The organism is Listeria sp. ILCC797, assembly GCF_900186185.1.
Taxonomy (GTDB): domain Bacteria; phylum Bacillota; class Bacilli; order Lactobacillales; family Listeriaceae; genus Listeria; species Listeria goaensis.
The window spans coordinates 188,594-203,179 of record NZ_FYBS01000006.1 but is presented as its reverse complement, the minus strand read 5'-3'; the positions used below and the strand labels follow the sequence as shown (position 1 = coordinate 203,179).

The following is a 14,586-nucleotide window of genomic DNA, read 5'->3' as shown; positions in this document are numbered from 1 at the left end:
TTTCATTGTCTGGTAGTTATGGCGAGAAGGTCACACCCGTTCCCATCCCGAACACGGTAGTTAAGCTTCTCTGCGCCGATGGTAGTTGGGGGCTTCCCCCTGTGAGAGTAGGTCGCTGCCGGGCAATGTATTATTCCACAGTAGCTCAGTGGTAGAGCAATCGGCTGTTAACCGATCGGTCGTAGGTTCGAGTCCTACCTGTGGAGCCATTTTTTTGTGCATTAGTTGCCGCTTTAGCTCAGTTGGTAGAGCGCTTCCATGGTAAGGAAGAGGTCGCCGGTTCAAACCCGGCAAGTGGCTTCTTGGATGTTAATTACTTCATAGGCCGGCTTAGCTCAGTTGGTAGAGCAACTGATTTGTAATCAGTAGGTCGCGAGTTCGACTCTTGCAGCCGGCATCAGAATTACATTTAAATGGTTGAAACCTTGCAGTGGATTGCGAGGTTTTTTTGTTTGTGATAAAGAAAGATTGAACCAGATGTATTTTTTTATTATACTAGTAGTATAAATTTTTAAGGGAGTTGAGATTTTGAAAGATAAAAAGCGGCGGATTATAACAGAAGCGAAAAATATTTTTCGAAAAAAAGGATATTTATTGACTTCTGTAGCGGATATTGTTGAGGCAAGTGGGATTTCAAAAGGCACTTTCTATAATTATTTTACTTCTAAAGAGGAATTGGCTATTGTTATTTTTAAACAAGAGTATTCTGTTCTTTATCAGAAGCTGGACCGGGCGATGGGGGACCAGGCGGGGGGGATGAAGGAGAATTTTGCGTCTTGTGTGGAGCTTTTGATTACTTTTCATACGAAGAATGCAGAGATTTTGAACATTAGTTTTTCACAGGCGATGATTGATGATGATTTTAATCAGTTTTTGGCGAGCGTTCGTTTGAGGAGTTTGGAATGGATTAAAAATCAGATTTTACTTGTGTATGGTGAGGATACTAGGCCGTATGTGAATGATTTGACGATGCTGCTCACTGGAATGACATTTATGTTTGTGTTTGCGACTTCTAAGACGGAGGAGGGGAAACGACGGATACAGGATGTTGTGAAGTATGTGCTGAACCGGATGGACGCAGTTGTGGGGGATTTGAAGGAAACAGGGGATATTTTAATTACGGAGCAAGATGTAGCGTGTTTTATTCCTAGCCATTTGGATCTTAAGAAGCGCAGAATGGTGGAACTTCGGAAAACGATTGATCAACTTTTAGGGAAAATTGAAGAGCAAGATGTGGCGGAGTCGGACAAGTGGCAGTATAAGGAGTCACTCAATGCGCTCCTTTCGGAAATTAATAACCGCGAAACACCACGAGATTTTATGATTCAAGGCGCACTGCTTTATTTGAAACAGCAGGCACCAAAAGCATTAGACCGAGAAATTCAGGTCCTCGAGATGCAAATTAATTCACTTTTATAAATAAATGTACGGGTTGGTCATTTTTTATTGACTTATAAGTTTTATTAGATTATACTACTCTTATTCATTTGGAAAACGAGTGAAGGAAGGGGAACTATAATTGAATACTATTGCAGCGGAAAAACCTGTAGATGTACATGGAAAGCCGTTTAATCGAAATCTCCTCGTAGTGACGATGGTAATTGGTGCGTTTGTTGCGGTACTTAACCAAACGCTACTAGCTACGGCGTTACCGATGATTATGAAAGATTTGGATATTACGGCAGCTACAGGACAGTGGCTTACGACAGCCTTTTTACTTACAAATGGGATTATGATTCCTATTACAGCTCTTTTAATTGAAAAAATTAGTTCTAAAGTTTTATTTATTACGGCGATGGTTGTTTTCACAATCGGGACTGTTATTGCGGCATTAGCCGGTTCATTTCCAGTGTTATTAACTGGGCGGATTGTTCAGGCGGCTGGTGCAGGTATTATGATGCCATTACTACAAACCATTTTCTTACTTATTTTCCCTCGTGAAAAAAGAGGGGTTGCAATGGGGGTTATGGGTCTAGTTATTGCTTTTGCGCCTGCAATTGGGCCGACGTTATCTGGGTGGATTGTTGATTCGTACGATTGGCGCGTCCTGTTTTGGGTGTTAGTTCCAATTGCCGTGTTCGACGTAATTCTAGCTTTTTTCGGTATGAAAAAAGTGGTTACGCTGAAAGATACGCGTATTGATGTTTTATCCATCATTTTATCCACAATCGGGTTTGGTTCTTTGCTTTACGGGTTTAGTTCTGCAGGGAACGATGGTTGGTCGGATGCGACGGTGATTACAACGCTTATTGTGGGCGTTGTTGTGATTTTCCTTTTTGTTTTCCGTCAATTAAAAATTGAAAATCCGATTCTTGAGTTTCGGGTATTCCGTTATCCGATGTTTTCGTTATCGGTTGTGCTAGGTTCGATTGTTACGATGGCGATGATTGGCGCGGAAATTGTGTTGCCGCTTTATATTCAAAATATTCGCGGGGAATCGGCGCTTCAATCGGGTCTGCTTCTGCTACCGGGAGCACTTGTGATGGGGGTTATGAGTCCGATTACAGGGATTATTTTTGATAAAATCGGCGCGAGATTGCTGGCGATTACGGGGCTTACAATTTTAACAGCCGGAACGATTCCATTTATTTTCTTGACGGCGGATACGCCACTTTGGTATATCATGCTATTTTATGCGATTCGTTTCCTAGGGATTTCCATGGTTATGATGCCGGTCAGCACGGCGGGTATGAATGCACTGCCGAATGAGTTGATTAATCACGGTTCGGCTGTGAATAATACGATTCGCCAAATTGCGGGGTCAATTGGGACGGCGGTGCTTATAACGGTGCTTACGAACGTGACCAAAAACGATATGCCAGGAAAAGAACTTATGGCGACCAATCCGCAAGACTTTGCGCAAAAAGCATTGGATGCGAGCTTAAATGGGATGACGGCGGCCTTTTTAGTGGCAGTCATTTTCTCAGCGCTAGGTATGATTTTAAGTTTCTTTATTAAAGATCGTCCAAAAGAAGCTGTTGTTAAAAAATATGAAAATGAAGCCAATTCGTAAGTAAGGCTTGCTTGAAAAATCCCGTTCCAGTTCTGGAACGGGATTTTTCAAAGAAACGAATCGTATTTATATTGTTCAATCGCGCAACTGATGGTATAGTTTAAAGGAATGTGAGGTGGCGTTTTTGAAAATACGTGAGATGGAAAATGCGGACTTGACGGCGCTTCGGGCGCTGTATAATGAAGTTCGCGCCAAGGAATTTGATTGGGAGAAAGAAGAGCAGATTTCCGAAAGAGACTTTGACCGGGATACAGACGGCGAGCGGGTGCTCGTTTTAGAACAATCGGGTGAGGTTTTGGGATTTGTCGGGATTTATGAGCCGGAGAATTTTATTCACCACTTGTATGTTAGTCAAAATGCGCGGGGTGCCGGGGTTGGACGGCAATTAATTCAGGCAGCGCTTGCTACTTCGCATGATGCCTTTACGTTGAAGTGTGTCGCAGAAAATAAAAAGGCGCTTCTTTTTTACGAAAAATTGGGTTTTAAGAAGGTTTCGGAAGGTATTTCAGAAGATGGTCGCTATTTTGTGCTAGAAGGGAGATTTTAAGATGAAAGTGGGATTTATTGGAGTTGGCAACATGTCTTCGGCAATTATTCGCGGACTTGTGCGGGAAATGCGCGCGGAGGATATTTTTGTTTACAACCGGACGGCGGCGAAAGCGGAGGCATTTGCTTTGGAAACGGGCGTTCAAGTGAAACAGACGGCGGAAGACTTAATTCGCGCGGTGGACGTTGTAGTGCTTGCGGTTAAACCGTATGTCTTCGAATTGATTTTGCCAGATTTAAAAGCGGTTTTAGCGGAGAGAAAACCACTCGTCGTTTCAATTGCAGCGGGACTTGATCTCGCGGCGCTCGCAGAACTGGCAGGATCTGACTTAAAAATCATGCGCGTCATGCCGAATGTGAACGCGACAATCGGGGAATCAATGACGGGCGTTTGCGGAAATTCGCTTACAACGGATGAAGACAAAACAGCGGTGGAGACTATTTTTTCTGCCGTTGGGGAAGTTGCTTTTATCGAAGAAAAGAATTTCAGCGCATTTACAGCGATTGCGGGGAGCTCGCCGGCGTTCATCTACATCTTTATTGATTCGCTTGCGAGGGCTGGGGTTAAAGCTGGTTTAGCGAAAAAAGAGGCGCTTCGTATGGCGTCACAGGCCGTGCTCGGGAGCTCCAAAATGATTTTGGAAAGCGGGACTCATCCGTATGAATTGGTGGATCAAGTTTGCTCGCCAGGAGGCACGACAATCGCCGGAGTGAGTAGTTTGATGGACGATGCGTTTGTTGCGACTGTGATGCATAGCGTAGCGGCGACCATAAACCGAGAAGCAGAATTAAGTAAAAAGTAAACGTTCATTATTTTTTCATACTTTTTACATAGTCTTGTAAAAAGCGAATTGTACTATAAAGTTACAAGCTAATAACATACTCTTTTTCATAAGATGTATATCTCCCAAAGAATAACCAATGCGGTTTCCCTTTTTCTTCCGCATTGGTTTTCTTTTGCGCTCAAAAATGTTAAATTTGTATGTAATGGAATATATGTCATTTTTAAGAGGGAATAGCATGATAAAGAAAGTAACAGGTATTTTGCTAGCAATCGTTGCGATTGCTGGAATCATCAATGAAGCGGAAAATCACGGTGTATATTTTCCAAACGAAAATTTGTTTGCATTCTCGGGCTATTTGACAGAAGTCGCAGGTTGGATTAACTCGATTTTACTGCTAGTTATTGGCGGTATTTTCTTTTTCAATAAAGATAATCAGTCATTTGTCATGTTTCTTTCGCTGTTTCTAGCCGCATTTTCAGCGATTATGGGTTTTGTTTTTGCAAGCACATATACCACGTTCCACATTCGCCCGTTTGCGAGTGTATTCGCACTCATCATCGGATTATTTTATTATACGAAATGGAGCAAAGAATAGGAGCCTAAGAGCTTCTTTTTTTATGGGAAAAAGGGTTAGGCTTTCTTACAAAAGGATATATAGATAGAAAGAAACACGGGAGGTGAGAGTTTATGGGAACAAATTGGTTCGCAGCCATTACAGTTGGTTCACAAAATGTTATTTTAAAAATCATGGATATGCGCAAACAAACCGTTTTAGAGTACATAAAAGCAGAGGTTTCAATTGGGACGGATATTTTTAATGGTGGGAAGATTGAGCTCGAAACGGTTGAAGCCACATCTGTTGCGCTTTCTGGTTTTGTTAATATTATGCGTGAGTATGCGATAGAGGACAGTCTAGCGGTGGCTGTTTCGGCGATTCAAGAAGCGTCAAATGCGGAATATGTAAAGGAACAAATTCGGCTTAGGACGGGGCTCGAACTGGAATGGTTGTCCAATTCGGAGGAGCGATTTTTGCATAGTCAGGCGGCGGCAAATGCGACGCAAAATTTTAGTGAGCTGATTCAAGAAGGCACGATGCTCATTGATATTGGCACGGGGAGCATTCAACTTACGGTTTATGATGAAGGCAATTTTATGTTCTCACGAAATATTAAACTCGGCCCCTTGCGTGTACGGGAACTTTTATCGGAGCTAAAGGAGCGGACGAGTAATTTTGCCGATTTACTTGAGGACTTTATTTTTAGTAAAATCCGTGATTATGCGCAATTTGCACCGAAAGATGTAGCGTATAAGCATTTCATTTTGATTGGCACCGACTTGCTGTTTTTTAAAAGGGCCTTTGTAGAGAAGGCAGAGGACAAAATCACAGAAGCCTATTTTGCCGCGCTTTATGCGCATATACTGGAAACTCCGGAAAAAGTTTTAGCCAAAAAGTATGAACTTTCGTTTGATTCGATTTCGCAGTTACTCCCGTCGGCGATGCTTTTAAAAGAGCTTCTGAAGGTGACGCAGGCGTCTGAAATTTTGCTTTCTGATGCGGAGCTTGTGGACGGGATTTTGGTGGAGGAGATGATTCGGCAGAAAAAGTTAACGCTATCCCATGATTTTTCGAAAGATATTGTGATGTCGGCGCGAAATATTGCGGTTCGGTACAAGACGGACCGAAAACATGCGGAAGCGGTGGAGAAATTTGCACTGCATCTTTTCGACCAATTAAAGCCGATTCACGGACTGACAAAACGTGAGCGTTTATTGCTTCAGATTGCCGCGATTTTGCAAGATATTGGAAGCTACATTGATATGAATAATCATTATGCGCATTCAGAATATATTATTTTAGCGACGGAAATTCTCGGTTTATCGGCAGAGGAACTCCAAATGGTTGGCGCGATTGCGCGTTACCATAGTACGGAAACGCCATCGCTTAATTTGCATCATTTTGAGAAGCTGCCGATTGAAAACCGGCTCACGACAGCGAAACTGACAGCAATTTTACGGTTAGCCGATTCTTTGGACGATAGCCATCAACAAAAAGTGACGAAAATCTCGCTTTCTTTGAAAAAAGAACACGTTTTAATTTCTGTGTGGGCGGACGATGATTTAATGCTTGAAAAGTGGACTTTTAATGAAAAAGCTGGCTTTTTTGAAGAAGTATACGGCATCAAAGCGCATTTGAAAGAAAAGGGTGAACAAAAATGAGTGAGGATAAAGTGAATTTCATTAATCGGGAACGAAGCTGGCTTGCTTTTAACGACCGTGTTTTAGAAGAAGCGCGTGATAAAAATAATCCACTGCTTGAACGGATTAAATTTTTGGCGATTACGGCGAGCAATTTAGATGAATTTTTCATGGTGCGCGTAGCTAGTTTGAAAAAAATGGTTTCCGTCGGCTTTGAAGAACGCGATGCCGCAATGCTTACGCCAAAAGAACAGCTCACAGAAATCGCCGAAGTGACACATAAAATGGTGGATAAGCAGTACCGAACTTGGAATCGGACGCTTAATAAACGGTTACAGGAAAAGCAAATTCGCTTGCTGCAAATGGACCAGCTTTCAGAGCGGGCGCGAACATTTGTGCATCATTTCTTCGAGCAAGAAGTTTACCCAGTTGTCACCCCCATGGCCGTCGATTCATCCAGACCATTTCCACTCATCGTGAACACGAGCATCAACATAGCAGTCTTTATTCACAAAGAAGGCAATCCAAAAAAGAAGGAATTCGCAACAGTTCAAGTGCCAAACATTTTCTCACGGCTGGTTAAACTCCCCTCTACGGAAGGCGAACACGATTTTATTTTACTCGAGGAGATCCTCATCTATTATTTACAACGCTTTTTCGTAGGTTACGAGATTAAAGAAACCGCGTGTTACCGGGTGATGCGCAACATGGATATGGACGTTGCGGAAAAAGATACGTCTGATTTGCTGAAAGAAATTGAAGAGCAACTTAAAAAGCGTGAACGTAGCAATGTCATACGCCTAGAGGTCGACGCGAATATTAGTAAACATTTAAACAAAAGGCTAATAAAAGCTCTAAAAGTGAGTGACGAGGACATTTATTTGATTAAAGGACCGCTTGATTTGACGTTTCTAAATAAGCTGGCGAGTGCGGTTGATGACGAGAAGCTGCTCTATAAGCCATTTAAGCCATATGTGGAAACGGATTTGGTGCAAGCTGATTTGTTTGCAAAAATTAAGGAGCGGGATTACTTTTTTCATCATCCATATGATTCATTTGAGCCGGTGATTGAATTTGTGCGGCAAGCGTCAGCCGATGAGGCGGTTTTGGCGATTAAGATGACGCTTTACCGAGTGTCGGGTGACTCACCAATTATTAAATATTTGGGCGAAGCGGCTGAAAACGGGAAGCAGGTGACAGTTCTTGTAGAGGTGAAGGCGCGCTTTGATGAGGAAAATAATATTCACTGGGCGCAGGAACTCGAAAAGGCAGGCTGCCACGTGATTTATGGGCTTGTCGGATTGAAGACACATTGTAAATTGACGCTTGTTGTGCGGCGGGAAGAAGATGGCATCAGGCGTTATATGCACATGGGAACGGGCAACTATAATGATATGACGGCGAAATTTTACACGGATATGGGAATTCTAACGGCTAACGCGGAAATGGGCATTGATGCCACGAACATTTTTAACATGCTTTCAGGCTATTCGGAACCCCCGTTTTTCTATGAACTTGTGATTGCGCCACTTTGGTTGCGCGACATGCTTCTTGACCTGATTCAGCGCGAAATAAAAGCGGTGGAACAAGGAAAACCCGGCTTTATCCAGATGAAAATGAACTCTTTATCCGATTCGGAAATGATTGAAGCGCTTTACAGAGCGTCTTCTGCGGGCGTTAAAATCAAGCTAATTGTGCGCGGAATTTGCTGCTTGAAGCCTGGAGTGCCCGGCCTGAGTGAAAATATTGAAGTACACTCCATTGTTGGGCGTTTTTTAGAACATAGTCGGATTTATCATTTTGGCGCAGCAGGGGGCGACTTGCTTTACTTATCCAGCGCCGATTTAATGCATCGCAATTTAAACAGAAGAGTGGAGTTGATGTTTCCGATTCGTGAAAAAGCCATTCGAGAGCAAATTAAGCTGGAGTTTGCAGAAATGTTTCACGATAACGTGAAAACACGGAAATTGCTCGCAGACGGCTCTTACCAAAGTTTAGACAAGCGCGGTCGACCACCGTTTAACGTCCAAGAATTGCTCATGGACCAAGCGACGAAGAAAAAGCTAGCAAAACGAGCTGATAAAAACATACAAGCACGAATATTTGAGCCTATTGTTGGGCGTGAAAATGAGGAGGAATAGGTATGGAACACTTTGGCGTAATTGACTTAGGGTCAAACTCGGTGCGAATGACGATTACGAAAATAAACGATGATGCCACTTTCGAGGTCGTTTGCCAAGAAAAAGAAATGGTGCGCTTGTCGGAAAAAATGGGGGAGGAAAAAATTCTTCGGGACAATGCGATGAAACGAACTATTGCGGCATTAAAACGCTTTCGGGAAAAAAGCCTTGAATTTGATTCGCTAACGCTCCGCGCACTAGCAACCGCAGCCACACGTCAAGCAACCAATCAAAAGAAGTTTTTAGAGCGCGTTAAGAAGGAGGCGAACGTTGAATTAGAAGTGATTGAAGGGTCTAAAGAAGCGTATTACGACTATTTGGGCATCATTAATACATTGCCGGTAACCAATTGTGTCATTATTGATACTGGCGGTGGCAGCACGGAGCTCGTTTTAGTCCAAAATGGTCGGGCCGTGAATCTTATCAGTTTGCCGTATGGCGCTGTCAATCTAAGCGAGCGATTTACCCAAAAAGATGTGATTTCAGCCGGCGATTTATTTGCGCTTATGACATTCATGGATAAACTATACACGGGCGTTTGGTGGCTTCGCCGGGGACATAACTTGCCAATTGTTGCCCTTGGTGGAAGTAACCGAACGATAGCCAAAATCGAACGACGTCGGCGCGAAATTTTAGATTTTGAGAATTTGCACGGTTTTAAAATGCGCGACTTTGAAGTATACGATATTTTCAAAGAAGTGGTATCACAAAACTTAAAAGGTCGCGGCGACATTGGCGGACTTTCTCGCGACAGAGCTGATATTATTGCAGCCGGAATGGCACCGCTTATTGCGCTGATGCGCTTCTTGGACTCTGACCGGCTCGTTTTCTCGCAATATGGACTGCGCGAAGGTGCTTTCTACGAACATTTTTTTGATTTGCAACAAAAAGGTTTGCTTGAATTGTAAAGAATTTTACTTCCTGATTACTTTTTGTGTCAAAACGAAAGATTCCGAAAAATCTGTGCTATACTACGGGTAATCAAAAGTAAAGGAGAGAAGTCTATTGCCACTTTTTGATAGTTTAAAAAATCTAGCTGGTGACAAAGTAAATGAACTCCTTGGAGGAAGCGCAGAAAAAATTTCTGATGTTGCTTCAAATGCCGAAGAAACCGCGCAAAATGCAACTGAAACGGCATCGGAAACGATTCAAAACGCAACCGACCAATTGAATCCCGAAGAAATAACCCAGAATGTAACCGAACCAGTAAACAACGTCGTCGATCAAGTGACCGAACAACTAGGTGGCGCCGGGGAATTGCTCGATTCGATTAAGAATATATTTGGTAAGTGATATACAAAATCGAGAAACATCGCCTTTTTAGGGCTGTGTTTCTCGATTTTTTTAATTAGTAAAAAAGCCCATTACACGTGAAATAATGGCAAGGATTCGAAAAATGATGCTAATGATAGATAAAATATTGGCTACTTTGTTTAGGATGCAAGGTGGGAGAAGTTATGGAGCTTTATAGAAAATGTAAACTTTACTTTACATTTTTGAGGTTATTACATATAATGAATGTAAAGTAAAGTTTACAAGGGTGTTGCAGAATGGCTATTGTCAATCATGTGAAAAAGTATCGTGAGGAAAAAGAAATTTCTCAAGAGGATCTTGGTCAAGCCGTTGGCGTTTCTAGACAAACAATTTATGCTATCGAAAAAGGAAATTACAATCCTACTTTAGAGTTTAGTTTTAAATTGGCTATTTTTTTCGATAAAACTATCGAAGAATTATTTTCATACAGAGGTGAAGCAAGATGACAAATTATCAAATAAAGCAAATTTTTAATACAATAGTTATATTTCTAGGGGTCTTTTTTTTAATTAGTATCTTATGGGGACAGAACTTAAAAGAATTCATGGGTGTGGACATGTATGTGACGGTGATATTTATAATCATTGGTGCTACACTAGGCGTGTTATCCAGAAGAAAAAAGATGGAAGAGGAGCAAGAACAAGAACGTAGAACCCAAGACGAAAGATTTATTATGCTTCGAAATAAAATAGCGTATAAGTTTTTATATGTGCTAGTTCTAGTGATTCCCATGCTTATTATTGTTATTTCCTACAACGGCATTACAGAAATTAGTATTAGATGGTTGGCGCTTGGTATCTTACTGATTGCAGGTCTTTATTTTGCTATCATAGAATGGCTAAGAAGAAAATGAAAACAGTTCGGAGTAAAGGCGCTTTTCCTGCTGGATAGGAAAGTGCTTTTTTTCACTTACTTCACGTCCTCTTAAAAACGCATAACCGCCTTACTTGATAAGCGTTCTCAATTATGGTTTTGACTGTAATTTTCACATAATAACTGGTATAATATAACGGATGTAACCGTTTTCTATAGAGAGCGAATGATGGAGGAGGAAAAGTCATGGGGACAAAAATCACCGTCAAGATAAATGGGGCGGAACATGAAGTTGACTCGGGAAAAAGAATTTTAGATTATTTGAATGAAAAAGAAATCAAACACCCGCATATATGTTATAGCGAGCAAATGGGGCCAATTCAATCTTGCGATACGTGCATGTGTGAAGTGGACGGGGAGCTTGTTCGGGCGTGCAGTACCGAGTTTAAAACGGGAATGGAAGTACAAACGGATTCGGAGAAAGCAACTGATGCTCAGCTAGAAGCGATGGACCGGATTTTGGAGAACCATCTGCTTTACTGCACGGTTTGCGATAATAATAATGGCAATTGCCGCGTACATAATACGACTGAAATGTTAGGGATTGAAGGGCAGACACGACCTTACCGGGAAAAAGGTTACTTAAATGACTTTTCGCACCCGTTTTATCGTTATGACCCCGACCAATGTATTTTATGCGGGCGATGTGTGGAAGCTTGTCAGAGCGTTCAGGTGAATGAAACGCTGTCGATTGACTGGGAGCGGGAGCAGCCGCGGGTTATTTGGGATGACGACCGGCCAGCAAATCTTTCATCTTGCGTGTCTTGTGGACTTTGTTCTACCGTGTGTCCATGTAATGCGATGATGGAGAAATCGATGCTTGGTCAAGCTGGTTTTATGACTGGTTTAGACGAAGATGTGCTTGAACCAATGATTGATATGGTGAAAAAAGTGGAGCCGAACTATCAAACTGTTTTTGCTGTTTCTGAAATGGAAGCGGCGATGCGCGATACGCGGACGAAAAAAACGAAAACCGTCTGCACATTTTGCGGGGTCGGCTGTACGTTTGAAGTGTGGACAAAAGATCGTAAAATTTTGAAAGTGGAACCGACTGGCGAAGGTCCAGTTAATAAATTTGCGACATGTGTCAAAGGGAAATTTGGCTGGGATTTCGTGAACAGTGATAAACGGCTCACATCGCCGCTCGTTCGGCAAGGGGACGAATTTGTGCCGGTGAGCTGGGAAGAGGCGCTTAAAACGGTGGCGACGCGCTTACGCGAAACACAAGCGAAATTTGGCAACGATGCGCTCGGGTTTATTAGCTCATCTAAAACCACAAACGAAGAGAATTATTTGATGCAAAAAATCGCTCGCCAAGTTTTTGAGACAAACAACGTCGATAACTGCTCACGGTATTGTCAGGCGCCTGCATCTGATGGGCTAACACGCACTGTCGGCATTGGCGCCGATTCAGGTACGGTTGACGATATTGAATCAGCTGGGCTAATCATGTTAGTTGGCTGTTCCCCGGCTGATGGACACCCTGTCATTGCGAGCCGAATTAAACGTGCCCAAAAATATAACGGGGCTAAAATGCTCGTTTCAGATTTGCGACGTCACGAAATGGCAGAACGCGCTGATAAATTTATTCACCCGAAACAAGGGACGGATTTTGTCTGGCTGACGGCTGTTGCCAAATATATCATCGACCAAAACTGGCATGATGCCGAATTTATGAATCACCGAATTTCAAATGTGGCAGACTACCTCGAATTCCTTGAGCCGTTCACATTGGAGTATGCCGAGCAAGAAACGGGACTGTCCGTGGAAACGCTTAAGGAAATTGCCGAAATGGTGCACGAAGCAGACGGCACTTCAGTTTGTTGGGGCATGGGCGTTACACAAAATATCGCGGGTTCGCATACATCTTCAGCAATCGCGAACTTACTCCTCGTGACAGGAAACTTTGGCAGAAAAGGCGCTGGTGCATACCCGCTACGTGGGCACAATAACGTGCAAGGCGCTTGCGATATGGGCTCTTTGCCGAATGTCTTGCCTGGTGTTCAGCCCCTAGCCGATGATGAGGTACGCGCACGTTTTGAAGCGGCTTATGGCGTATCAATTTCAGATAAACCGGGACTGAAAAACAATGAGATGCTTGATGCGATTGAAGCAGGAACACTGCACGCGATGTACCTTGTAGGGGAAGAAATGGCGTGGGTGGATTCAAACGTGAATCACGTACAGGAAACGCTTGCGAAATTAGATTTCTTTGTTGTACAAGATGTATTCTTATCCAAAACCGCGCAATTTGCGGACGTCATTTTGCCGGCGTCGCCTTCGCTCGAAAAAGAAGGGACGTTTACGAATACGGAGCGGCGCGTACAGCGCTTGTATGAAGTGATGAAGCCACTTGGGGACTCAAAACCCGACTGGTGGATTACGCAAGAAGTGGCACGTGCCTGCGGAGCCAATTGGGATTACGCACATCCAAGTGACATTATGGACGAAATTGCGAGTCTCGCACCGTTTTTCCGTGGGGTCCGCTACGACCGCTTGGAAGGCTTCAGTAGTCTCGTTTGGCCGGTTGATGAAGCAGGTCAAGATATGCCCCTTTTATACAAAGAACGTTTTAATTTCCCTGATGGTAAGGCACAATTTTCAACGTTGCCGTATGTTCCACCGATTGAGTTTCCGGAAGAGTACGATTTGCAGCTAAACAACGGGCGCTTGCTGGAACAGTTTCACGAGGGGAATTTGACGGATAAATCAAAAGGACTTGATTACAAGCTTCCAGAAGTGTTTGTCGAGGTTTCGCCTGAACTTGCGAAAGAACGTGAAATTGAAAGTGGTTCGCTTGTGCGCCTTAGTTCTCCGTATGGTCGGATTAAGCTCCGCGCCGTTGTGACTGACCGAATGAAAGGTAAGGAAGTCTATGTGCCGATGCATTCGGTGAGCAGCGAAACAGCGGTTAATTTGCTTACGTCTAGTGCGGGCGATGTGCGGACGAAAACGCCAGCTTATAAGCAAACGAAAGTGGCAATGAAGGTTCTGGAAAAAGAAGGTAAAAATCCGCTTCCTGACCACAATCCACGAAACCGCAAACGTTATCCGCAAAATGGCGTAGAAGTTGAGCGGAAATGGAAGCGTGCGGACTATGAACCGATTTCCAAAGTAAATTGTGCATGCGGCGGAAGCTGTGGCTGTAAAGGAGAGAAACAAAATGGCTGAACCGATATCGAAAATTCGCGACACGACTCCGTCAAAAGAAGAACAGGAAAAAATCCGCCTAGCTGAGCTTAAAAAAGGCATTGCCGCCGATGAATCTGGTTTTCTTGAAATGCTCGAACTCGTCAAATTGTTGCGCGACTCAGGCGCGCTTGAAACCGTAAATAGTGCGATGAAGGCGAAAGAAGATATTACGAAAACCGTTTTAAATGAGTGGCGCAAAGAACCCGTTACGAATGCGATAAACAATTTGATGTTGTCGAGCCAGCTTTTAACAGAAACAAAGCCGGAAACAACTGAAAAGATGCTTGAAAATATAAAAGAAGCGACTCAGGCTGCTCAGGCGGCGGCGGAAAACGAGGAGATTTTGGGGCTGTTTGGTTTAATGAAGGCGCTAAAAGATCCTGATGTAAACCGCACGCTGCGTTACGGGGTTACATTTTTAAAAGAAATGGGTAAAAATTTAAAATAAATGCGAGCCTCCAAATTGCTGGAGGCTTTCTTTGGAAGG

13 protein-coding genes, 3 tRNA genes and 1 rRNA gene are annotated in these 14,586 nt (G+C 43.2%); all 17 read left to right on the top strand.

From position 1 onward, the window contains the following. Positions 1–8: 8 nt before the first annotated feature. Positions 9–124, top strand: a 5S ribosomal RNA gene (rrf, locus tag BN1609_RS08390). A 10-nt stretch (positions 125–134) separates the two neighbouring features. Beyond that, positions 135–209, top strand: a tRNA-Asn gene (locus tag BN1609_RS08385). A gap of 18 nt (positions 210–227) precedes the next feature. Next, a tRNA-Thr gene (locus BN1609_RS08380) sits at positions 228–300 on the top strand. Positions 301–324: 24 nt separating this feature from the next. Then, a tRNA-Thr gene (locus BN1609_RS08375) sits at positions 325–397 on the top strand. Between the two features lie 131 nt (positions 398–528). Then, entirely contained in the window at positions 529–1,419 is an 891-nt protein-coding gene (locus BN1609_RS08370) for a TetR/AcrR family transcriptional regulator (protein WP_088809653.1), read from the top strand. Between the two features lie 100 nt (positions 1,420–1,519). Then, positions 1,520–3,013, top strand: coding sequence for an MDR family MFS transporter (locus BN1609_RS08365; protein WP_088809654.1), 1,494 nt, complete (start codon positions 1,520–1,522; stop codon positions 3,011–3,013). 124 nt (positions 3,014–3,137) lie between these two features. Further along, the gene (locus BN1609_RS08360; RefSeq protein WP_255377341.1) at positions 3,138–3,560 is read left to right on the top strand and encodes a GNAT family N-acetyltransferase; all 423 of its coding nucleotides are present in this window, start codon (positions 3,138–3,140) and stop codon (positions 3,558–3,560) included. 1 nt (position 3,561) lies between these two features. After that, complete coding sequence (proC, locus tag BN1609_RS08355) at positions 3,562–4,362, top strand: pyrroline-5-carboxylate reductase (protein ID WP_088809655.1); 801 nt, start codon at positions 3,562–3,564, stop codon at positions 4,360–4,362. A 217-nt stretch (positions 4,363–4,579) separates the two neighbouring features. Further along, on the top strand, positions 4,580–4,939 hold the full coding sequence (locus BN1609_RS08350) for a hypothetical protein (protein WP_088809656.1): 360 nt from the start codon (positions 4,580–4,582) through the stop codon (positions 4,937–4,939). 92 nt (positions 4,940–5,031) lie between these two features. Beyond that, on the top strand, positions 5,032–6,561 hold the full coding sequence (locus tag BN1609_RS08345; protein ID WP_088840742.1) for an exopolyphosphatase: 1,530 nt from the start codon (positions 5,032–5,034) through the stop codon (positions 6,559–6,561). Next, entirely contained in the window at positions 6,558–8,681 is a 2,124-nt protein-coding gene (locus BN1609_RS08340) for an RNA degradosome polyphosphate kinase (RefSeq protein ID WP_088840741.1), read from the top strand. Before BN1609_RS08345 ends, BN1609_RS08340 begins: the two co-directional genes overlap by 4 nt. A gap of 2 nt (positions 8,682–8,683) precedes the next feature. After that, complete coding sequence (locus BN1609_RS08335; protein ID WP_088809659.1) at positions 8,684–9,628, top strand: Ppx/GppA family phosphatase; 945 nt, start codon at positions 8,684–8,686, stop codon at positions 9,626–9,628. A gap of 97 nt (positions 9,629–9,725) precedes the next feature. Next, positions 9,726–10,013: a hypothetical protein gene (locus tag BN1609_RS08330; RefSeq protein ID WP_088809660.1), complete on the top strand. Its 288-nt coding sequence runs from the start codon at positions 9,726–9,728 to the stop codon at positions 10,011–10,013. A 257-nt stretch (positions 10,014–10,270) separates the two neighbouring features. Then, entirely contained in the window at positions 10,271–10,480 is a 210-nt protein-coding gene (locus tag BN1609_RS08325) for a helix-turn-helix transcriptional regulator (protein WP_088840740.1), read from the top strand. Beyond that, a complete protein-coding gene (locus BN1609_RS08320; protein ID WP_088809662.1) occupies positions 10,477–10,887 on the top strand; it encodes a hypothetical protein in 411 nt (136 codons plus the stop codon). Before BN1609_RS08325 ends, BN1609_RS08320 begins: the two co-directional genes overlap by 4 nt. A 206-nt stretch (positions 10,888–11,093) precedes the next feature. Beyond that, positions 11,094–14,078: a formate dehydrogenase subunit alpha gene (gene fdhF, locus BN1609_RS08315; protein ID WP_088840739.1), complete on the top strand. Its 2,985-nt coding sequence runs from the start codon at positions 11,094–11,096 to the stop codon at positions 14,076–14,078. Continuing rightward, on the top strand, positions 14,071–14,547 hold the full coding sequence (locus tag BN1609_RS08310; RefSeq protein ID WP_088839010.1) for a DUF1641 domain-containing protein: 477 nt from the start codon (positions 14,071–14,073) through the stop codon (positions 14,545–14,547). Before fdhF ends, BN1609_RS08310 begins: the two co-directional genes overlap by 8 nt. Positions 14,548–14,586 lie beyond the last annotated feature (39 nt).

Bases quoted from the DNA above. Each gene is read 5' to 3' on its own strand.
- BN1609_RS08350 (WP_088809656.1), top strand. From the start codon at position 4,580: ATGATAAAGAAAGTAACAGGTATTTTGCTAGCAATCGTTGCGATTGCT.
- BN1609_RS08345 (WP_088840742.1), top strand. From the start codon at position 5,032: ATGGGAACAAATTGGTTCGCAGCCATTACAGTTGGTTCACAAAATGTT.
- BN1609_RS08325 (WP_088840740.1), top strand. From the start codon at position 10,271: ATGGCTATTGTCAATCATGTGAAAAAGTATCGTGAGGAAAAAGAAATT.
- BN1609_RS08310 (WP_088839010.1), top strand. From the start codon at position 14,071: ATGGCTGAACCGATATCGAAAATTCGCGACACGACTCCGTCAAAAGAA.
- BN1609_RS08335 (WP_088809659.1), top strand. From the start codon at position 8,684: ATGGAACACTTTGGCGTAATTGACTTAGGGTCAAACTCGGTGCGAATG.
- BN1609_RS08320 (WP_088809662.1), top strand. From the start codon at position 10,477: ATGACAAATTATCAAATAAAGCAAATTTTTAATACAATAGTTATATTT.
- fdhF (WP_088840739.1), top strand. From the start codon at position 11,094: ATGGGGACAAAAATCACCGTCAAGATAAATGGGGCGGAACATGAAGTT.
- BN1609_RS08340 (WP_088840741.1), top strand. From the start codon at position 6,558: ATGAGTGAGGATAAAGTGAATTTCATTAATCGGGAACGAAGCTGGCTT.
- proC (WP_088809655.1), top strand. From the start codon at position 3,562: ATGAAAGTGGGATTTATTGGAGTTGGCAACATGTCTTCGGCAATTATT.